Origin of the sequence: Rhizobium sp. RU20A (assembly GCF_900155885.1) — a bacterium.
GTDB lineage: Bacteria > Pseudomonadota > Alphaproteobacteria > Rhizobiales > Rhizobiaceae > RU20A.
In genome coordinates, this window is sequence record NZ_FTMB01000002.1 from 374,770 (window position 1) to 393,106 (window position 18,337).

Genomic DNA, 18,337 nt, shown 5'->3' on the forward strand with positions numbered 1-18,337 from the left:
GCTGTGGTCATTTGGCGGGCACGAGCCCTATTGACAGCCCTCGCCTCCCTTGGTACTGAATTTTACAACATACATGAATATATATTCTCGCATCACAGCGGCTCTCTGGAGGAGGCGCAATTGGGAGGGGCGATGGCTACGGTCGACGTCAAAGAACAGGCTCAGAAGCCGCAGAATTCCATGTCCTGGCTTGGCGGCGCGACGGGCCCGCTGATCGGCCTCATCCTGCTTTGCCTGTTCCTGGCCTTTGCCAGTGACAAGTTCCTGTCCGTTCGCAACGGGCTGAACATTCTAGACCAGATCACCGTCATCGGTATCATGGCCGTCGGCATGACCTACGTGATCCTGATCGGCGGCATCGATCTTTCGGTCGGCTCGGTCCTCGCGCTCTCGATGATGATCATGGGCTGGGTCGCCAATGTGGCGGGCTATCCGATGGCCGTTGCCATTCCGCTCGCGCTTCTCGCCTCCGCCGTCTGCGGCCTCATCGTCGGTATTCTCGTCACGCGCTTCAAGGTGCCGGCCTTCATCGCGACGCTTGCCATGATGTCGGCCGCCCGCGGCGTCGCCAACATGATCACGGACGGTCAGCAGATCGTCGGCTTCCCCGAATGGTTCATGATGCTGGCCATCGACCGGCACTTCGGCATCCTGACGGCCACCGTGTTCCTGATGCTGGTCGTGCTTCTCGTCTCCTGGCTCTTCCTGCAGTTCCGGGCCGAAGGCCGCATGCTCTACGCCATCGGCGGCAACCCGGAAGTGGCGCGTCTTGCCGGCATCAACGTGCAGCTCGTCACCATCGGCGTCTACATGTTCTGCGCCGTTCTGGCCGGCCTTGCCGGCATCGTACTCGCCGCCCGTCTGGACTCGGTGCAGCCCTCCAGCGGTTTCGGCTATGAACTCGACACGATCGCGGCGGTCGTCATCGGCGGCACCTCGCTGTCGGGCGGCGCCGGCGGCATCGGCGGCACGCTGATCGGCGTCCTGATCATCGGCGTGCTGCGCAACGGCCTCAATCTTCTCAACGTCTCCCCCTTCCTGCAGCAGGTCATCATCGGCGTCGTCATCGTGCTCGCCGTGGGTGCCGAAACGCTGCGCCGCAAGACGCGCTGAGGGGCCGACGGACGGACTTCCGGCGGCTGACATACCGGCCGCCGCGCCTGCTTCCTCTCCGGCGACCGGAGCGGATTTCAAAGAGCCCACGGGTGGAGGAACTCCTGCGGGCGGCCCTTAACAAACGGAGGACTTCCATGAAACTGTCTCGTATCCTGATGACGTCGGCTGCCATCCTGGCCCTGACGATGGGCGCCGCAAATGCCGCCGAAGCCAAGAAGATCGGCCTGGCCGTTGCCAACCTGCAGGCCAACTTCTTCAACCAGATCAAGCAGGCCGTCGAAGCCGAAGCCAAGGATCGCGGCATCGAGGTCATCACCGTCGATGCCAAGGGCGACGGCCCGACGCAGGTCAACCAGATCCAGGACCTGCTGACCCAGAACATCGACGCGCTGATCTACATCCCGGCTGGCGCCGCTGCCGCAACCGTTCCGGTCAAGCTTGCCCGTGACGCCGGCGTTCCCGTCGTCAACGTCGACCGCAATGCCGAGGGAGCACCGGGCGATACCTTCTTCGCAACGGACTCCGTCGCTTCGGCCAAGGCCGTCTGCGACCACATCATTGCCAAGGCCGGCGGCAAGGGCAAGATGGTCATCATCCACGGCCAGAAGGGCACGACGCCGGAAGTCGACCGCTCCAAGGGTTGTGGTGAATCGATCGCCGCCAACCCCGGCGTCGAAGTTGTTGCCGAGCAGTGGTCGAACATGTGGAGCCAGGACGAAGGCTTCCAGATCATGCAGAACCTGCTGCAGGCCAACCCGGACGTTTCCATCGTGTTCGCCCAGGCTGACGGCCTTGCGCTCGGCGCTGCCCAGGCCATCAAGGTCGCCAACCCCTCGCAGACCATCGTCGTCGGCGGTTTCGATGGCGACACGGCTGCCCTCGAAGCCCTGAAGAACGGCGTCTTCGAAGCCACCGCGACCCAGCAGACGCAGAAGATGGGCCGCCTGGCCGTTGACGCCGCCGTCAAGCTGGTTGCCGGCGAGAAGCTGGAGCCGGTTCAGCTCCTCGACGCGACGCTGACCACCAAGGACAACGTCGAAGGCTTCATCGCCAACCATCCCTGATAGCCAACGCGAGGAGGCGTGCCATGACGGAACCGGTTCTCTCTTTGAGGGGCATCACCAAGCGGTACGGACCGCTGGAAGTGGTGAAGAACGTCTCGATGGACGTTTACCCCGGTGAAGTCGTGGCGCTTCTGGGCGAAAACGGCGCGGGCAAATCGACACTCTCCGGCATCATTGCCGGGTCGAAGACCCCGTCCGAGGGCAAAATGACATGGCTGGGGCAGCCCTATGCCCCGGCCACCCCCCGCGAAGCCATCGACAAGGGCGTGGTGCTGATTCACCAGGAGCTTCAGCTTCTGCCCGAACTCTCGATTGCCGAGAATGTTTTCATCGGTCGCTGGCCGATGAAGAATGGCAGGGTGGACCGGGCGCAGATGGTGGCGCGCGCGCAGGAGCAGCTGTCGCGCCTCAACCTGCACATTCCCGCGACCCGCAAGGTGGCCGGCCTTTCCACCGCCAACCAGCAACTCATCGAAATTGCCAAGGCGCTGGCGCTTGACGCGCGCCTCCTGATCCTCGACGAACCGACGGCCGCCCTTGGCGGCGCCGAGACGGAGGCTCTGTTCGAGCAGATCCGCAAGCTGCGCGCCGAAGGCGTCGGCATCATCTACATTTCGCACCGCATGGAAGAGATCAAGAAGATCACCGACCGGATCGTGGTGTTGCGCGACGGCGAGCGCGTGCATGAATTCGCCGACAGTTCGACCCCGGTGCGCACCATCGTGGAGAGCATGGTCGGCCGCTCGCTGGAGCGCATGTTCCCGGCCCGCGCCGTGCCGCAGGAAAAAACTGTCCTCGAGGTGAAGAACCTCACCGGTGCCAACGGTGCCTTCAACGATGTCAGCTTCTCGGTCAAGGCCGGCGAGATCCTCGGCATTGCCGGCCTTGTCGGTGCCGGCCGCACCGAGCTGGTGCGTACGATTGCAGGGGCGGATGCCATTCGCTCGGGCGAAATCCGCATGAACGGTGAAAAGCTCTCCCTGAAGAGCCCGGCGGATGCGATCGCCCGCGGCATCGTCATGGTGCCGGAAGACCGCAAGCTGCAGGGTGTGGTCGTCGGCCACAAGATCGATGAAAACCTCGTCTATGCCAATCTCGACCGCTTCGGAAACGGCTGGATCACGCCTTCCAAGAAACGCAGCTTCGCCGACATGGCGATCCGCGCCTTCGGCGTGAAGGGGCGCGGCGAGCAGCTGGCCTCCGATCTTTCCGGCGGCAACCAGCAGAAGGTCGTCATCGCCAAATGGCTGACGCGCGACCCGAAGGTTGTGGTACTCGACGAGCCGACCCGCGGCATCGACGTCGGCGCGCGCGCCGGCATCTACGACATCATCGCCAACCTCGCCAAGGAGGGCGTCGCCGTCATCGTCGTCAGCTCCGACCTGGAAGAGGTGCTCGGCGTTTCCAACCGCATTCTCGTGCTGGCGCAGGGCAGGCAGGCTGGCATGCTCGACCGCGAGCAGGCAAACGACGTCTCGGTCATGGAACTGGCCACCATCTGATCATCTGAACGAAAGGAAGAGCGATGACCGCCATCTCTCTCAATGCTCCCAAGCTTTTTGATCTTTCCGGCAACGTCGCCTTCGTGACCGGCGCCGGCAGCGGCATCGGCCAGCGCATCGCCATGGGTCTTGCCCAGTGTGGCGCCGATGTGGCCCTGCTCGACCGCCGGCAGGATGACGGTCTTGCCGTCACCGCCGAATTCGTGCGCAAGGCCGGCCGCAAGGCGATCGAGATTGCCGCCGACGTGACGAACAAGGCCTCGATGGCGGACGCCGTCGCACGCACCGAAGCCGAACTCGGCCTGCTCTCGCTCGCCGTCAACGCCGCCGGCATTGCCAATGCCAATCCGGCCGAGGAGATGGAAGAAGACCAGTACCAGACGCTGATGGACATCAACCTCAAGGGCGTCTTCCTCTCCTCGCAGGCCGAAGCCAGGTCGATGCTGAAGCGCGGCAAGGGCTCGATCGTCAATATCGCCTCCATGTCCGGCGTCATCGTCAATCGCGGCCTGCAGCAGTGCCACTACAATGCCTCCAAGGCCGGGGTGATCCACATGTCGAAGTCGATGGCGATGGAGTGGGTGGAGCGCAACATCCGCGTCAACACCATCTCGCCCGGCTACACGGCAACGCCGATGAACACGCGACCGGAAATGGTGCACCAGACCAAGCTTTTCGAAGAACAGACGCCGATGCAGCGCATGGCCAATGTCGACGAGATGGTCGGCCCGGCCGTCTTCCTGCTCTCGGACGCCGCCAGCTTCGTCACGGGCGTCGACCTTCTCGTGGACGGCGGTTTCTGCTGCTGGTGAGCCGCGCCCGTCGGCCGTGACGCCGTCCCAAAACCCATCCTCGCAGTTGGCGGCGCGTTCTCCCTGTTCGTCCACCGGCTGCGGCGGCCGGTCCCTCGGGGCCGGCCGTCCTTTCTTCAACCGTCACTTTTCCCGGAAGGAAATCCATGACCCGCTTTGCCAACAAGACCGTCGTCATCACCGGCGCCAGCCGCGGCATTGGCGCGGCCATCGCCAGGCGCTTTGCGCGCGAAGGCGCCAATCTCGTCGTCTCCGCCAATGAGGACGCCGTGCATGGCGTGGCGCAGACCATCCAGGCCGAGGGCGGTCGGGCGATCTCCGTTCTTTGCGATGTGACGGACAAGGCGAGCGTCGTGGCGCTCTATGACGCGGCCGAGAAGGCCTTCGGCAGCGTCGATGTCTCGATCCAGAATGCTGGCGTCATCACCATCGCGAAGGTCGAAGACCTGCCGGAAAACGACTGGGACAAGGTGATGGCCGTCAACACCAAGGGCGTCTTCCTCTGCGCGCAGGAAGCAATCGCCCGCATGCGCAAGCACGGCAAGGGCGGGCGCATCATCAACACGGCATCGGGCCAGGCGCGCGACGGCTTCATCTACACGCCGCATTATGCGGCCTCGAAGATGGGCGTCGTCGGCATCACGCAGAGCCTTGCCAAGGAAGTCGCGATCGAGGGCATCACCGTCAACGCCTTCTGCCCCGGCATCATCGAGACCGACATGTGGGCCTATAACGATCAGGCCTGGGGCAAGCTGCTCGGCACTTACGCACCGGGCGAACTGATGAAGGAATGGGTCGAAGGCATTCCCATGAAGCGGGCCGGTAGCGGCGAGGATGTCGCCGGCCTCGTCACCTTCCTCGCGAGCGAGGATGCCGCCTACATCACGGGACAGACCATCAATGTCGATGGTGGGCTGATCATGTCCTGACACCGGCGCGCGGCAGCCGTCATTGCGCCGAAGCCACCGTTAAGGCGCGGGCTTCAAGCAACGGCAGCTCGGGGGGCTGGTTCTTCGTGGCCTGCCCCTTCGGATTCCGTCATCAGGGCCTCGATCTGCGGCCAGCGGCGAGCGAAGGCGGCGACACATTCGGGATCGAAATGGCGGCCAGCTTCCGACAGGATATGCTCGCGGGCTGCCTGAAGCGTCCAGGCCTTCTTGTAGGGGCGATGGCTGCAAAGCGCCTCGAACACGTCAGCAATGGCAACGATGCGGGCTTCGATCGGGATGGCGCTGCCCTTGAGCCCCTTGGGGTAGCCAGTGCCGTCCCATTTTTCATGGTGGCCGGCGGCAATGCCCTCGGCGATCTGCAGCAGTTCGGAGGAACCGTTCTCCAGAATGCGTACGCCGATTTCCACGTGGCGGCGCATCTCGACAAGTTCTTCCGACGTGAGTCGACCGGGCTTGGTGAGGACGCCATCGGCGATGCCGATCTTGCCGACATCATGAAGCGGTGTCGCCAGATAGATCATCCGGCACTGGGTTTCGGGCATGCCGATTTCTTCGGCCAGCAGGGTGGAGATCTGCGCGACGCGCGAGATATGATCGCCCGTGCAGCCATCGCGATACTCGATGGCGCGGGCAAGGCGCCAGATGATTTCCTCCTCACGGGCGGCGAGCTTGGCGGTCGCATTGTCCACGAGACGCTGGAGCATATCGGCCTGCCCTGCAAGGTCCAACTGGAACCGACGCAGCTTCAGCAGGTTGACAATGCGGGCCTTCAGTTCGAGCGCATCGAAGGGCTTGCTGAGGAATTCGGTGGCACCCGCCTCAATGGCGGCAAGGCGCACGGACCGCTCGCTTTCCGAGGTCAGCATGACGATCGGCACATGCTGGTAATCATCGCGCTGGCGCAACGCCCGGATGAGATCGACGCCGGTCATGACCGGCATTGTGTAATCGACCATCACCAGATCGTAGGTCGTCGTCGCGCAAAGGTCGAGGGCATTCATCGGATGTAGCAGGGTGGTAACCCTGATGTCGGGAATGGTGGACAGCGCAGCCGAGATGGCAACGAGAATAGACTTGCTGTCATCGACCACGAGAATCTGCACTGCAACGTCCCCCTCAAGCCAGCGGCATCACCCTTGAAATCAGCGGTCCACTCGTCCGCGCCGAGGCCAATAATATTCAAAACGCCTTAAGAAGGTGTTGTTGTTTCAAGCCAAATTTGTCCGAGCCCGCGGAATACTCGGGGGCCTCCCGTTGCGGCTGGGAAAGCCGATTTTGCGGCCGCGAGGGATCATTCTTTCGCCACATGCGTTGATCACCACCAGACGGCAACAACCGCGTGGTGATGGCGAACCCCATCCGACAGAACCGGAGTACCAAAAATGACAATGATTTTGCGTGCGGCCATTGCCGCCTTGGCCATGACGGCCTCCACGACTGCAGTGCTGGCTGCCGACATGGCGGGTTACGAAGCCGCGCCGCGCTATGAAGAGCCCGATCAGCGTGGCGGCGTGCGCATCGGCTATCTCGATTGCCGCATCGGCGGTGGCGTCGGCTACGTGCTGGGCTCGGCCAAGGAAGCCGATTGCACCTTTACCTCGACCGTGGGCGGCCAGGCTCGTGACCATTACGTCGGCGTCATCCGCAAGATGGGCGTCGATCTCGGCTTCACCACAGAAGGGCGCCTGATCTGGGCAGTCTTTGCTCCGACCGCGGGTTATCATCGCGGCTCACTGGGCGGCGTCTATCAGGGCGCAACGGCCGAAGTGACGGTCGGCGCCGGCGTCGGCACCAACATTCTCGTCGGCGGCACGGAAGGCTCCATCCAGTTGCAGACGGTCAGCGTTCAGGGCCAGATCGGGCTCAACATCGCCGCCACCGGCACCTCGGTGACGCTGAAGCCGGCAAGCTGAGGCCTCCCGGCCCCGTGATCTCAAAAGCGGGCGGTGACCTAAGGTCGCCGCCCGCTTTCTTTTCTTCAAAGCGTTGCCGCCACGCGGGCGAGAATGTCGAGGTAACCTTCGACGGTCCACGCGGAGCGCCCGATGAAGAGGCCGTCAATATCCGGCTGGCTGACGAGTTCGGCGCAGTTGCCGGGATTGACGCTGCCGCCGTAAAGGATCGGCACGCGCCTGCCGAGCGCTGCCTCAGCCACGGCCGCGATCTTCTCATGCCGGGCGTTCGCATAGTCGATGGTGGCCGGAATGCCGTTGACGCCGATGGCCCAGACGGGCTCGTAGGCGATCAGGATCTCAGCCTTTCGCTCCTCGGCGCTGAGAGGTTCGAGCGCCTTTCCCACCTGTCGGCGCAGCACCTCGTCGGCCCGGCCCGCCTCACGCTCCGCGAGCGTTTCTCCGATGCAGACAAGCGGTACCAGCCCATGGCGCACGGCAGCACGCGTCTTCAGGCCAACGGCTTCGTCTGTCTCGTTGAAGAATTCGCGCCGCTCGCTGTGCCCAATCTCAACGAGGTCGAGATTGCAGTCCTTCAGCATCAGCGGCGAAATTTCACCTGTCCAGGCGCCGCCCTCGTCCCAATGCATGTTCTGCGCGCCGACCTTGACGCTGGTACCCTCCAGCCGCGCCTTGACCTCGCGCACCGCCGTGAAAGGCGGAATGATGAAGCGCTGGACATTCGGATGGCGCTCCCCATCCGCCGCCTGCAGGCCATCGGCAAAGGCCAGGGCCTCCGCCAGCGTCTTGTTCATCTTCCAGCTCGTGCCGACCCAGAACGTCCTTGCCATCGATCCCTCCGGCGCGGTTGCGCCGCTCCCTCTTTCAAAATTTGCACACAGGAGGGCTGCGGCAGCCCCTTGGGACTGCCGATTGAAACCCCCGTAACGTCATTTAAAGCTTACGAATTGCGGCCGTTGAAGCCGGTGTCGATGTGCGGCTCCCAGTAGGCGACGGATTCGCGCAACATCTCCACCATGTTGCTGTCCGTCGGTTCGCGCTCGCGGAAGGACAGTTCCATGCAGATCTCGTTGTCCGTGCCGCCGGCTTCCGTGACGGTGCGGATGATCTTTTCCGGCTGGATGCGGCCATCCTGATTGTGCTGGGCCGTAAAGGGCCAGTGGCCGCCCTTGTTCATTGAGGACTGCTTGACGTGGATGATCGGCGATTCCTGCGGGAAGGCCGCCGCCCAGGCATAGGGGTTGGTATCGTCGGGGTTCGGCGAGGTGACATCGCCATGGTCGATATCGACGATCATTTTGAAGGGGAGCGGGAGATTGGCGGCGGCAAGGCGCTTGTCGAACGACCGGCACTCGGCAATCGTGTGGCCGAACTCGCGGCCGACCGACATCGGCTCCCAGAAGACGTATTTGAGGCCGGCATCCCTGCCCTGCTCCGCCACGTCACGCCAGCATTCGATGACCTCGTCGATCAGCGCCTCGCGGCGGGCCGCGTCATTGTAGTCCTTCTGGGTGAAGATGGCGAATTGCGAACCCATGCCGTCGGCGCCGAGATCGCCGGCAATGTTGGCGAGCGTGCGGAACCACTCGACGTAATATTTGCGCACATCCGCATCCGGGTGGCCCATGTGGTTGAGGCGAGCATAGGTGCTCGTCATCACCGAGGTGATGCGGATGCCGGTCCGCTCCATGGCCTTTTCAAACTGGCGCACGCGCCGGACAATGGTCGAGGCCGGCCAGGACGGATGAATGAACTCCGGCGTCAGCTGGATGTAGCCGATGCGGATCTTCTCGGCGAGGGTATCCATGAGGTCATCGACCTCGGCGAAGCGGTTGACGAGCGGATTGGTGTTGAGGGACAGCCTCAGCGCCATGGTGATTTCCTCCCAGGAATGGCCTTGTCAGATCAGCGACACCAGCACGGCCGGTGCAGCAGGATATTCGATCAGGATGCGGCCGCGACGGGCGCGCGGGCAACGAGAACAGAGTGGATCGCGTCCGGCAGCTCGGCGAAGCTGTCGATCAGGCGATCGGCGCCGAGGCCCTCAAGCGACGTCTTGGTGTAACCATAGGTCAGCGCGATGACGGGAATTTCCGCAGCAACGCCGGTCGCGATATCGACCTCGCTATCGCCGACATAGAGCACCGGCTCGGCGCCGCCGGCGGCCTTGACGGTTTCCGTCAGGTGGCGCGGATCGGGCTTGCCGACCTTGAACGTATCGGGTCCAGCGACGATGTCGAAGAAGGATGCGAGGTCGAGATCATCAACGACGGCGCGGGCGAAGCGTTCCATCTTGTTGGTACACACGCCCATCTTCCAGCCTTCGGCCTTGAGCGTCGTCAGCACCTCCACAACATCGGCATAGGGCCGCGTTTCCTGCGCGACGCGGCTGCCGTAGATCTCGGTAAAGCGCTGGATCGCCGCCTTGCCGGCTTCCTCTTCCCATTCCACGCCCCGCTCGGTCAGCGCCCGGCGTACGAGGTTGGGAATGCCATGGCCGATCAGCCGGCGGGCGAGATCGACACCGATCGGTGCCAGGCCCATTTCCGCCATCAGCGTGTCGAGCGAGCCGGCAAGATCGGGAACGCTGTCGACCAGGGTGCCATCAAGGTCGAAAATGATCGTGCCGACCTTTTGCGTGGTGCCCGTCATCTCAAGTCTCCTCCTCGGGCGCTGCCGCCCGTCAGTCCTCTCGGGCGTGAATCGCCCGTTGTCCGGCCGCCAGCATAGTCACCTGCCGCGCTTCTGGAAGGGTCGGCGACAGAAAGTTTGCCGCCATTTTCAGGCCGCCGGAGGAGCCGGCCCTGCGACAGGGAACACAGGGCCGGCTCCGGGAGGTGAAACGCCGGATCAACCGGCGCTTCGGACTGTCTGGGCCACGAGGCGGCCGACAAGGGCGGCGGCTTCGAGCTGCGGCAGGTGGCCGACCTGCGGCAGGCGGTGCAGGGCAACGCTGGCCGGAACGGTCTGATCCGGTGGCACGATGCGGTCTTCCGTGCCGACAATGACGCGCGCCGGGCCGGCAAAGCGGGCAAGCGCCTCGCGCACCGAGAAGAGCTGCGTATTGCCGGAGAAGACGCCAGCCGCGAGCTTGCCCTGGTTGGCCGCCATGGCGGTGCCGTCACGGCCGGAGAGCGTGGCCCGAACGAGGACGCCGGGCATGGCAGCCGGATCATGCACGAGCTGGTCGAGCCAGACCTTCAACGCGCCTTCCGTGGAGGAGCCGAGGAAGCCGGCGACGTAATCGCCGTTGATCTTCGGGCCGAGACCGGCCGGCGCAATCAGCGTCAGCGAGCGGATATCGAGATCGCCGCCACCGGCAATGGCTGTCGCAACCGCCGCTCCCAGCGAGTGACCGACAAGATGCACGCGATCCAGCTTTTCCGCCGCCAGCGAAGCCCGAACGGAAGCGACGAGCGCATCGAAGTCCGAGGCGGATGTCGCTGACGCCGCGCCGTGGCCCGGCAGGTCTATGGCGAGGATCGGATTGGCGATGCCGAGATGGGCGAGGAACGGCCGCCAGGCGGAAAGTTCGCCGCCAAAGCCGTGGATCAGGAGTACGGGATCGCCGGTGCCGGACTGCAGCGTCTTGATGAAGGACCCTGCCGCGCCCGTCGCCGTCTTGCCGCTGAAGGCGAGAACCTGCGAGCCGGAAGACTGGCCGGACCGGCTGAAAGCCTCCACGTCGCGCTTGACGACGGCGCCGCGCGGGCCGGTGCCCTTGACGGTGGCAATATCCACCCCGGCGGCGGCGGCCAACCGGCGGGCGAGCGGGGAGGATCCGCCCGTCGTACCGGTCTTGAGGAAGGCTGTTTCGGCCTCCCGTGCCGCTTCCGCGGGGAAGCTCGTGACATTTGCAGGCTGGCTTTCCGCTACGGGTTCGGCGGCGGGCGCCTTGGCAGCCTGGACGATCGTCTGGGCGTCCTCGCCCGAGAAGGTCGCCGGCGCCGGCTTTTCTGCCGGAGCCGTTTCCAGCACCTCGCCCTCTTCACCCACCATCATCAGCGGCTCGAGAACGATGGCGGTATCGCCGACCTTGTAGCGGATTTCGAGGATCGTGCCGGTTTCGAAGGCCTCGACCTCGAAGACCGCCTTTTCCGATTCCACCTCGGCGACAATATCGCCTTTTTTGACCGGATCACCCTGCTTGACGAAAATTGCGGTCACCTTGCCTTCGGTCAGGTCCTGCCCGACCTGCGGCATCAGAATGGGACGTGCCATGGTCTGTCTCCTTATGCCACGCGGCGGCGAAGCTGTTCGACCGACTGCGCGACGAAATCGACGGTCTTGCGGGTGGCGGCGGCAAATTCGGTCGCGGTGGCGGCGAAGGCACCGAAATAGGCGAATTCCTCCGGCTTCATGCCGTCGAATTCATAGGCCTGCCGGAAATAGGGAATGCGCAAGAGCTTCTCGATCAGTTCCGGAGGGGCATCCGTATCGATTGCGCCGGCATCGAAGGCCGGGAGACGGTCTTCCGCCTTCATCAGCTGCGCGATGTAGCCCGGCGGGCAGGTGTAGACGAAGTCACCACCGGCAATGAGCGCGATGTGGCCGCTGGAGGCCTTGCCGCCCGGACCGTCATCCTGCACGCGCATCGAGCATTGCAGCATCTTGCTCGGATGGTTGTTCTCCTTGCCGTAGCGATAGGCGCGCTTCAATACCGCCATTTCGCCGAGCAGAATCTCCTCAGCCGTCAAGGCGATGCCGCGAGCATCGGCCTGAGCCTTGAGGTCGCCGATATTACCGAGGCGCGAGGACATGTGGGTGATGACCGAGCGCCACTTGGAGAGGTCGATACCGGCGGCCTTCGCACGCTCCAGACCGCGCGACACGGCATTCATGCAGGCCACATATTGCGGTACGGTGAAGGAGGTCGTGTTGTTGGTGGAGATGCCGCGGGCCGTGAGCTCCTCGATGACCTCGTAGCCTTCCTTCGAGCCGGGGATCTTCACCATCACGTTCGGTGCGATCTCGGCCAGTTGCAGGCCCTGCGCCAGCATGCGTTCGCGGTTGGTGACGAAGCGCGGATCGACCTGACCCGAAACATAGCCATACTTGCCGTTGGAGGCATCGAAGACCGGGCGGATCATGGCCGCGCCCTTGCGCACCACATCCAGATAGACGGCCCAATAAATGTCCTCGATATCGTCGGCATTGCGCTCGGCCGCGATCTTACGGATCTCGCCGGCCCAGAATTCCGGGTCGGCCTGGATCGCCTGGAGCGAGAGCGGCGGGTTGGTGGTCACGCCGCGAAAGCCCATCTTGCCGCTAGCCGCATCCTCGGCATTGAAGAGGCGCGTCAGCTGCGCCTCCCACTCTTCCCGCTTGTCGGCAGGCGCATCCTTCAAAACGGAGGCCTTCCAGCCTTCGTAGACGAGCGGCGAGGAATCCCACCAGATCTCACAATCCGGATTGGTCTCCGCCAGCTTTTCCAGCACATGAAGCGACATGATGTTTTCCTCCCCTCCGGTTCACTCGGCGGCTTGCGCGAGCGGCTTGGCGTGCAGCGAGCGGCGCACGGCAGCCACGACGTCATCCACCTGCGGCACGGAAGCCTTTTCGAGCTCGAGGTTGAAGGGGATCGGAATATTGAGGCCGGCGACGATCTCGATCGGCGCATCCAGATCGTAGAAGGCTTCCTCCTGGATGATGGACGCGATGTCGGAGGCGACGCCGCCGCGGCGAACGGCTTCCTGTACGATGACGCAGCGGTTGGTCTTGGCAACCGACGTCAGGATCATCTCCTTGTCGAGCGGCACCAGCGTGCGCGGATCGATGACTTCGACGTCGATGCCTTCTTCGGCAAGCCGGGCCGCCGCTTCGAGCGCGCGCGGGACCATGTTCGACCAGGCAATGACCGTTACGTCCTTGCCGGCGCGCTTGATGTCGCCTTTGCCGAATTCGATGATGTGCTCACCATCCGGAACCATGCCCTTGGTCATGTAGAGGTGCTTGTGCTCCAGGAACATGACCGGGTCGTCCTGACGCAGGGCATATTTCAAGAGGCCCTTGGCATCGGACGGGGTGGAGGGCATGACGACCTTCAGACCCGGCACATGGTAGAACATGGCTTCGAGACTCTGCGAGTGCTGCGCGGCCACGCCGCCGCCGGTGCCGCCCTGGGTGCGCATGATGAAGGGCACACGGCCCTCGCCACCCGTCATCAGACGGAACTTGGCGGCCTGGTTGACGATCATGTCCATGCCGAGCATGGCAAAATCGATATAGAGGATTTCGACGATCGGGCGGGCGCCGGCAATCGCCGCCCCCACGCCGACGCCGATCATGCCGGCTTCGGCGATCGGCGTATCGCGTACGCGCTTCGGGCCGTATTTTGCGAGCAGGCCTTCGGTGACCTTGTAGGACCCGCCACGCTCGGCAATGCCTTCACCGATGATGAAGACCGTATTGTTGCGTTCCATTTCCTCGTCGATCGCCTCGCGCAGGGCGTCGCGGTACATGAGTTCTCGTGCCATGATGTTTCTCCCCCGGGAACCTTAGTAGATGTCCGCGAACTGGCGGAACTCGGCGACGGACACTTCACCGCTCGCCTTGGAGAATTCGACGGCGTCCTCGAATTCCTGCTTGATTTCGTTTTCGATCGCCTCGATCTCGGCGGCGGTGGCGCCACCCATTTCGGAAAGGGCGTTGCGGGCGCGGTCGACCGGGTCGCGTTCCTTGTAATAGGCGAGCTTGTCGGCCGGCATGTACTTGCCCGGATCGTTTACGTGGTGACCCATGTGGCGGTAGGTGCGCGCCTCGATGACGATCGGGCCTTCGCCGCGACGGCACTTGGCGACCGCATCCTGCATGATCTCGTGCACGGCGATCGGATCATTGCCATCAACCAGATGGCTTTCGACGCCGAGTGCGATACCGCGCTTGTAGAGATCGGTCTCGCGGGTCGATTCCTCGATGCGGGTGGAAACGGCGTACTGGTTGTTCTCGATGACGAGGACGAAGTTGAGGTTCCAGATCGCCGCCAGGTTCAGCGATTCCATGAATGTGCCGTTGTTGGAGGCGCCATCCGTGGTGAAGGTAACGGTTACCGCGTCGTTCCCCTTGATCTGATTGGCAAGGGCCGCGCCGACGCCGAGCGGCGTGCCGGCACCCACGATGCCGTTGGCGCCGAGATTGCCGACGGAGATGTCGGCGATGTGCATCGAGCCGCCATAGCCCTTGCAGTAGCCGGTGTCCTTCTGCAGCAGCTCGGCGACCATGCGCTTCACATCCGCGCCCCAGGCGATGCAATGGCCGTGACCGCGGTGGGTGGAGGCGATGTAGTCGCCTTCGCTCAGCGCCGCACAGACGCCGGTCGCAATGCCTTCCTGCCCGAGATAGGGATGGAAATAGCCACGGATCAGACCCTGGCGGTAAAGCTTGATGCCTTCCGATTCAAAAACGCGGATCTTGTAGGCGGTCTTGAAAAGTTTTTCCAGAAGCTCCCGCGAGGGGGCATTGGCCTTGGATGCCTGCTCTGACATGGATGTTCACTCCCCGAAAGTCCATGATTTTTCGATAGGCAGTTCTCTAGCACCACCAGAAATGACTGTCGAGAAAATTTTCTTCAAAGCAGGAGGTGCGAATGACGTCGCCCTCTCCACCTCTTCATGGAATGAATCTCTCAATAAATTTCATCATTTCAATTCATTAGACGGCAAACCGGATCGAGTGCGGCGATCACTCGCGAAACACCTCGATCATGATAAGACTATGGATTTGTTCATATATTTTAAAAAGGAAAATTTCTTCCACATCGCCATTAAATTCGGAGATGGTTGGCTCCGCAGCAAGATGCAGGATAGAGGAAAAGGCCGCCTTCCCAAGGGATCGGCTACGAACAGATGACCGATCCGACGCGAAAACTTTTCTTCCGGATTGAGAAATGCTAACAATGTTCACGGTCCTGTCATGACCGCATCGAAATATGGACCCCGATATGACGGAACAGCGGCCGCTGCCGGAACACAGACAAGGTGATCTCCTCGAACGGATCCAGGAACGCTACGGCACGCTGCGCAAATCCGAACGCATTGTCGCGGACTTCCTGCGCAACAATGCGGGCAAACGTCTCGACAGCTCCATCACCGAACTCGGCCGCACCCTTGGCGTCAGCGAGGCCACGATCAGCCGTGTCAGTCGCGCGCTTGGCTATGACGGCTATCCGGACATGAAGCTGTCGCTCGCCGAAGGCACGCGCAACCGCTCCAGCATCGTCAACCTGCCGCTTGAAATCGATGATTCCGATTCGCTGATCAGCACCAGCAACAAGCTGGCCAGCCTGCTGATCGCCGGCCTTGCCGGCACGCAGCGCATGCTGGACGCGCACCGGCTGGAGCAGGCCGTGGAAGCCCTGCGCGCGGCACGCAAGATCGTCTTCGTCGGCGTCGGCGGCGCTGCCGCCATATGCGACGAGGCTGCGCATGTGTTCATGAAGGCCGGCTTCGACGCAACCAGCTATCGCGACGGCTATACGCAGACGATCGTCGCCTCGACCCTGACGGCCGGCGACGTGATGGTCGGCATCTCGCACACCGGCAGCACCGAGACGGTGACCGACGCGCTGCTGCTCGCCCGCGAGAAGAAGGCCACGACCATCGCCATCACCAGCAATGGCGATAGCGATGTCGGCCATGCCGGCGATGTGGTGCTGACCACCTGGAGCGCCGACCAGCAACTGGTGCCGCTGCACGGCGACTTCCTCGAGGGACGCGCCAGCCAGCTCTTCCTCATCGACCTGCTCTATGTCGGCGCCCTCTTCCGCAACGGCGACGGCCCCGCCACGGCGCTGAAGACCACCGGCGAGGCACTGGAAAAGCGTTACAGGAAAAAGCGCGGGGGCGTGTGAGGCAGGCTTTGGCGGCGTAATCTTAGTCGGGCGTTAGGTAAGTCATTCATTTCCGATTGCGCCGTTAGCCCCCTCGCCCTGACACTCTCCCCGAGGGGAGAGGGGACACAAGCGCGGCGCTGCACCTCCCTTCTCCCCTCGGGGAGAAGGTGCCCGAAGGGCGGATGAGGCGGTTAATGGCGCAAAACTGAAGGCAGGTACTCTCCCGCACCTCACCCGATCATCGCCCGGCAGGCTGCAATATCCACCCCGCCCGCATCCAGATCCGCCACAACCTTGTCCGCGAGCGAGAAATCCTCTTCGCCCGTGTAGGAGGAGACCGTCACCGTGCAGTGCATGCCGGCGGCCTTGGCGGCGCGCAGGCCGTTATTGCTGTCCTCGATCACCATGCACTGGCCGGGCGTCAACGTCAGCGTCTGGGCCGCGAGATTGTAAATGTCCGGCGCCGGCTTCTTGGCCGCGACGGCATCGCCGGCGAAGACGGTGATGTGCTTCGAACGCTCGGCTCCCAGCATGACGTCTACCACGGCCTGTACGGCCTTTTCGTTCGAGGTGGAGCAGACGGCCAGCTTGATGCCGTTGGCGATCGCTTCATCGACAATGCGCGCAACGCCGGAGCGCAGCGGCATGCGCCCCTCACGGATCAGCCGCATGAAGATCTCCGTCTTCAGCTTGTGGATCGCGAGGATCAGCGCATCACGATCCGGATGGCTTTCCGGCCAACCGGTCTCGTCGAAATGGCGACGCATGCGCTCCTTGCCGCCGGCCGTCAGCAGGAGGTCGCCATAGCGCTCCACGCTCCAGACCGTCTCGAGACCAAGCTCGGCGAAGGCCTCGTTGAAGGCCACGCGGTGGCCGTCACGTTCGGTATCGACGAGCACGCCGTCGCAGTCGAAGATCAGCGCCTGCATCGGATCAGGCCCCCTGGCCGGCCGCGTGGGCTGCCTTGCCCTCGGAGCCGAAGGCGCGGATCATGTCGAGCACGTCCTGTTTCATCGCCGCATATTGGCCCTCGATGAACGGGAGCGGCTCGGCAAGCTTCGGCTTTTCGGCACGCACCGCAAGGAAGCCCTCGATGAAGCGGTTCTTGTGCATGGTCGAGATATTGACCTTGGCGCAGCCGCCGGCGATGCAGCGGTCGAACTGCTCCTGGCTGAGGCCCGTGCCGCCATGCAGCGCAATCGGGATCGGAATGGTCGCGGTGATCTTTTCGAGGAGATCATAGGCGATCTTCGGCTGACCCTTGTAGAAGCCATGGGCCGTACCGATGGCCGGCGCGAAGACGGCGAGGTTCGGCATGTCCTTCACGAAGGCGACGCATTCGTCATAATTGGCGAGGATGGCTGCATCCTCCGCCACGAACTTGTCGTCCTCCACACCGCCGATGGCGCCAATCTCCGCCTCGAGGCCAACGCCGGCCGCCTCGGTCATCGCGTAGATCTCTTCCGACTTCGCCTTGTTTTCCGCAAACGGCAGGGCCGAACCATCGAACATCACGGAGGTCCAGCCAGCATCGATGCAGCGGCGGATGACGTCCTTGTCGCTGCAATGGTCGAGATGCAGCGCGACGGGCACGTCGACATCCTCGGCCAGCATGCGCACCCAGGTGCCAATCGTCTTGTAGCCCCAGTGCTTGATGGTCTTGACCGAGACCTGAACGATCATCGGCGCCTTCAAGTCGGCAGCCCCTTCGACGATCGCGCGCGCGCTGTTGTAGTCGATCATGTTGAAAGCCGCGATCCCGTAACGCGCAGCCTGCGCACGCTTGAGCATCGGCCCCATCGTGACGAGTGCCATGGTGTCCATCCCTGTTCGGTCGTTGTCGCCGCGGGCCATCCTCTTGATCCCGCAAGGCCGAGCCGGCCTCCGCTCCTTCCTATCAGACGACGGATTTTTGTAAATAATTTTCTTATGAAAGACGCAAAGCGCGACGGAAAATATGACGTTATTAGGCGCTTATCACGTGAGTTCGGACGCGCCCATCCAGAAACGAGCATACCCCGTCATATTTATGGAAATAATTTGCCGACTACATCCCCCCCCTTGACGCGGCAAGGCCGGCGTTTTTGGCGCCGGCCTTGTTTTGCTCATCGGTGTGTCGTCGGTGTTGTCGTGGCGTTTGTTATTTCTGC

General features: G+C 63.1%; 18 protein-coding genes. 8 read left to right on the top strand and 10 right to left on the bottom strand.

The window, feature by feature from the left end; translation table 11 throughout:
• Nucleotides 1-132 precede the first annotated feature (132 nt).
• The 5 genes from F3H41_RS10405 to F3H41_RS10425 all read left to right on the top strand — a co-directional run bounded on the left by F3H41_RS10405 (nt 133) and on the right by F3H41_RS10425 (nt 5,423).
• On the top strand, nt 133-1,113 hold the full coding sequence (locus F3H41_RS10405) for an ABC transporter permease (RefSeq protein WP_149738603.1): 981 nt from the start codon (nt 133-135) through the stop codon (nt 1,111-1,113).
• A 137-nt stretch (nt 1,114-1,250) separates the two neighbouring features.
• Entirely contained in the window at nt 1,251-2,180 is a 930-nt protein-coding gene (locus F3H41_RS10410; protein WP_149738604.1) for a sugar ABC transporter substrate-binding protein, read from the top strand.
• Nucleotides 2,181-2,203: 23 nt separating this feature from the next.
• Complete coding sequence (locus tag F3H41_RS10415; RefSeq protein WP_149738605.1) at nt 2,204-3,682, top strand: sugar ABC transporter ATP-binding protein; 1,479 nt, start codon at nt 2,204-2,206, stop codon at nt 3,680-3,682.
• Between the two features lie 23 nt (nt 3,683-3,705).
• Nucleotides 3,706-4,494, top strand: a complete 789-nt coding sequence (locus F3H41_RS10420) for an SDR family oxidoreductase (RefSeq protein ID WP_149738606.1) — start codon at nt 3,706-3,708, stop codon at nt 4,492-4,494.
• A gap of 146 nt (nt 4,495-4,640) precedes the next feature.
• Nucleotides 4,641-5,423: a glucose 1-dehydrogenase gene (locus F3H41_RS10425; RefSeq protein WP_149738607.1), complete on the top strand. Its 783-nt coding sequence runs from the start codon at nt 4,641-4,643 to the stop codon at nt 5,421-5,423.
• A 53-nt stretch (nt 5,424-5,476) separates the two neighbouring features.
• Here F3H41_RS10425 and F3H41_RS10430 read toward each other — a convergent pair whose 3' ends face one another.
• Nucleotides 5,477-6,547, bottom strand: coding sequence for an HD domain-containing phosphohydrolase (locus F3H41_RS10430; RefSeq protein WP_188129421.1), 1,071 nt, complete (start codon nt 6,545-6,547; stop codon nt 5,477-5,479).
• 279 nt (nt 6,548-6,826) lie between these two features.
• Between F3H41_RS10430 and F3H41_RS10435 the strand changes: the two genes are divergently transcribed.
• A complete protein-coding gene (locus F3H41_RS10435; protein ID WP_149738608.1) occupies nt 6,827-7,357 on the top strand; it encodes a DUF992 domain-containing protein in 531 nt (176 codons plus the stop codon).
• Between the two features lie 65 nt (nt 7,358-7,422).
• Here the strand turns inward: F3H41_RS10435 and F3H41_RS10440 are convergent, their stop codons facing one another.
• The 7 genes from F3H41_RS10440 to F3H41_RS21430 form a co-directional block, all read right to left on the bottom strand.
• Nucleotides 7,423-8,187 (bottom strand): triose-phosphate isomerase, encoded by a 765-nt coding sequence (locus F3H41_RS10440; RefSeq protein WP_149738609.1) that lies wholly within the window; start codon nt 8,185-8,187, stop codon nt 7,423-7,425.
• A 110-nt stretch (nt 8,188-8,297) separates the two neighbouring features.
• Complete coding sequence (locus F3H41_RS10445; RefSeq protein WP_149738610.1) at nt 8,298-9,230, bottom strand: TIM barrel protein; 933 nt, start codon at nt 9,228-9,230, stop codon at nt 8,298-8,300.
• A gap of 71 nt (nt 9,231-9,301) precedes the next feature.
• The gene (locus tag F3H41_RS10450) at nt 9,302-10,009 is read right to left on the bottom strand and encodes an HAD family hydrolase (RefSeq protein WP_149738611.1); all 708 of its coding nucleotides are present in this window, start codon (nt 10,007-10,009) and stop codon (nt 9,302-9,304) included.
• Nucleotides 10,010-10,207: 198 nt separating this feature from the next.
• The gene (locus F3H41_RS10455) at nt 10,208-11,578 is read right to left on the bottom strand and encodes an acetoin dehydrogenase dihydrolipoyllysine-residue acetyltransferase subunit (protein WP_149738612.1); all 1,371 of its coding nucleotides are present in this window, start codon (nt 11,576-11,578) and stop codon (nt 10,208-10,210) included.
• An 11-nt stretch (nt 11,579-11,589) separates the two neighbouring features.
• Nucleotides 11,590-12,807, bottom strand: coding sequence for a transaldolase family protein (locus F3H41_RS10460; protein WP_149738613.1), 1,218 nt, complete (start codon nt 12,805-12,807; stop codon nt 11,590-11,592).
• Nucleotides 12,808-12,828: 21 nt separating this feature from the next.
• Nucleotides 12,829-13,833, bottom strand: coding sequence for an alpha-ketoacid dehydrogenase subunit beta (locus F3H41_RS21425; RefSeq protein ID WP_210246655.1), 1,005 nt, complete (start codon nt 13,831-13,833; stop codon nt 12,829-12,831).
• A 21-nt stretch (nt 13,834-13,854) separates the two neighbouring features.
• Nucleotides 13,855-14,841: a thiamine pyrophosphate-dependent dehydrogenase E1 component subunit alpha gene (locus F3H41_RS21430; protein ID WP_210246656.1), complete on the bottom strand. Its 987-nt coding sequence runs from the start codon at nt 14,839-14,841 to the stop codon at nt 13,855-13,857.
• Between F3H41_RS21430 and F3H41_RS10470 the strand changes: the two genes are divergently transcribed.
• A complete protein-coding gene (locus F3H41_RS10470; protein ID WP_149738614.1) occupies nt 14,840-15,205 on the top strand; it encodes a hypothetical protein in 366 nt (121 codons plus the stop codon). The two genes, F3H41_RS21430 and F3H41_RS10470, sit on opposite strands and share 2 nt — an antisense overlap.
• A 91-nt stretch (nt 15,206-15,296) precedes the next feature.
• Nucleotides 15,297-16,205, top strand: a complete 909-nt coding sequence (locus F3H41_RS10475) for a MurR/RpiR family transcriptional regulator (protein WP_188129422.1) — start codon at nt 15,297-15,299, stop codon at nt 16,203-16,205.
• Nucleotides 16,206-16,417: 212 nt separating this feature from the next.
• Here F3H41_RS10475 and F3H41_RS10480 read toward each other — a convergent pair whose 3' ends face one another.
• On the bottom strand, nt 16,418-17,116 hold the full coding sequence (locus F3H41_RS10480) for an HAD-IA family hydrolase (protein WP_149738616.1): 699 nt from the start codon (nt 17,114-17,116) through the stop codon (nt 16,418-16,420).
• 4 nt (nt 17,117-17,120) lie between these two features.
• Nucleotides 17,121-18,002, bottom strand: coding sequence for a class II fructose-bisphosphate aldolase (locus F3H41_RS10485; RefSeq protein WP_188129423.1), 882 nt, complete (start codon nt 18,000-18,002; stop codon nt 17,121-17,123).
• Between the last annotated feature and the right edge of the window lie 335 nt (nt 18,003-18,337).

What these genes read in the sequence shown, in the direction of transcription:
- F3H41_RS10405 (WP_149738603.1), top strand. Translation starts at nt 133, where the DNA reads ATGGCTACGGTCGACGTCAAAGAACAGGCTCAGAAGCCGCAGAATTCC.
- F3H41_RS10410 (WP_149738604.1), top strand. Translation starts at nt 1,251, where the DNA reads ATGAAACTGTCTCGTATCCTGATGACGTCGGCTGCCATCCTGGCCCTG.
- F3H41_RS10415 (WP_149738605.1), top strand. Translation starts at nt 2,204, where the DNA reads ATGACGGAACCGGTTCTCTCTTTGAGGGGCATCACCAAGCGGTACGGA.
- F3H41_RS10420 (WP_149738606.1), top strand. Translation starts at nt 3,706, where the DNA reads ATGACCGCCATCTCTCTCAATGCTCCCAAGCTTTTTGATCTTTCCGGC.
- F3H41_RS10425 (WP_149738607.1), top strand. Translation starts at nt 4,641, where the DNA reads ATGACCCGCTTTGCCAACAAGACCGTCGTCATCACCGGCGCCAGCCGC.
- F3H41_RS10435 (WP_149738608.1), top strand. Translation starts at nt 6,827, where the DNA reads ATGACAATGATTTTGCGTGCGGCCATTGCCGCCTTGGCCATGACGGCC.
- F3H41_RS10440 (WP_149738609.1), bottom strand. Translation starts at nt 8,187, where the DNA reads ATGGCAAGGACGTTCTGGGTCGGCACGAGCTGGAAGATGAACAAGACG.
- F3H41_RS10445 (WP_149738610.1), bottom strand. Translation starts at nt 9,230, where the DNA reads ATGGCGCTGAGGCTGTCCCTCAACACCAATCCGCTCGTCAACCGCTTC.
- F3H41_RS10450 (WP_149738611.1), bottom strand. Translation starts at nt 10,009, where the DNA reads ATGACGGGCACCACGCAAAAGGTCGGCACGATCATTTTCGACCTTGAT.
- F3H41_RS10455 (WP_149738612.1), bottom strand. Translation starts at nt 11,578, where the DNA reads ATGGCACGTCCCATTCTGATGCCGCAGGTCGGGCAGGACCTGACCGAA.
- F3H41_RS10460 (WP_149738613.1), bottom strand. Translation starts at nt 12,807, where the DNA reads ATGTCGCTTCATGTGCTGGAAAAGCTGGCGGAGACCAATCCGGATTGT.
- F3H41_RS21425 (WP_210246655.1), bottom strand. Translation starts at nt 13,833, where the DNA reads ATGGCACGAGAACTCATGTACCGCGACGCCCTGCGCGAGGCGATCGAC.
- F3H41_RS10470 (WP_149738614.1), top strand. Translation starts at nt 14,840, where the DNA reads ATGGATGTTCACTCCCCGAAAGTCCATGATTTTTCGATAGGCAGTTCT.
- F3H41_RS21430 (WP_210246656.1), bottom strand. Translation starts at nt 14,841, where the DNA reads ATGTCAGAGCAGGCATCCAAGGCCAATGCCCCCTCGCGGGAGCTTCTG.
- F3H41_RS10475 (WP_188129422.1), top strand. Translation starts at nt 15,297, where the DNA reads ATGACGGAACAGCGGCCGCTGCCGGAACACAGACAAGGTGATCTCCTC.
- F3H41_RS10480 (WP_149738616.1), bottom strand. Translation starts at nt 17,116, where the DNA reads ATGCAGGCGCTGATCTTCGACTGCGACGGCGTGCTCGTCGATACCGAA.
- F3H41_RS10485 (WP_188129423.1), bottom strand. Translation starts at nt 18,002, where the DNA reads ATGGCACTCGTCACGATGGGGCCGATGCTCAAGCGTGCGCAGGCTGCG.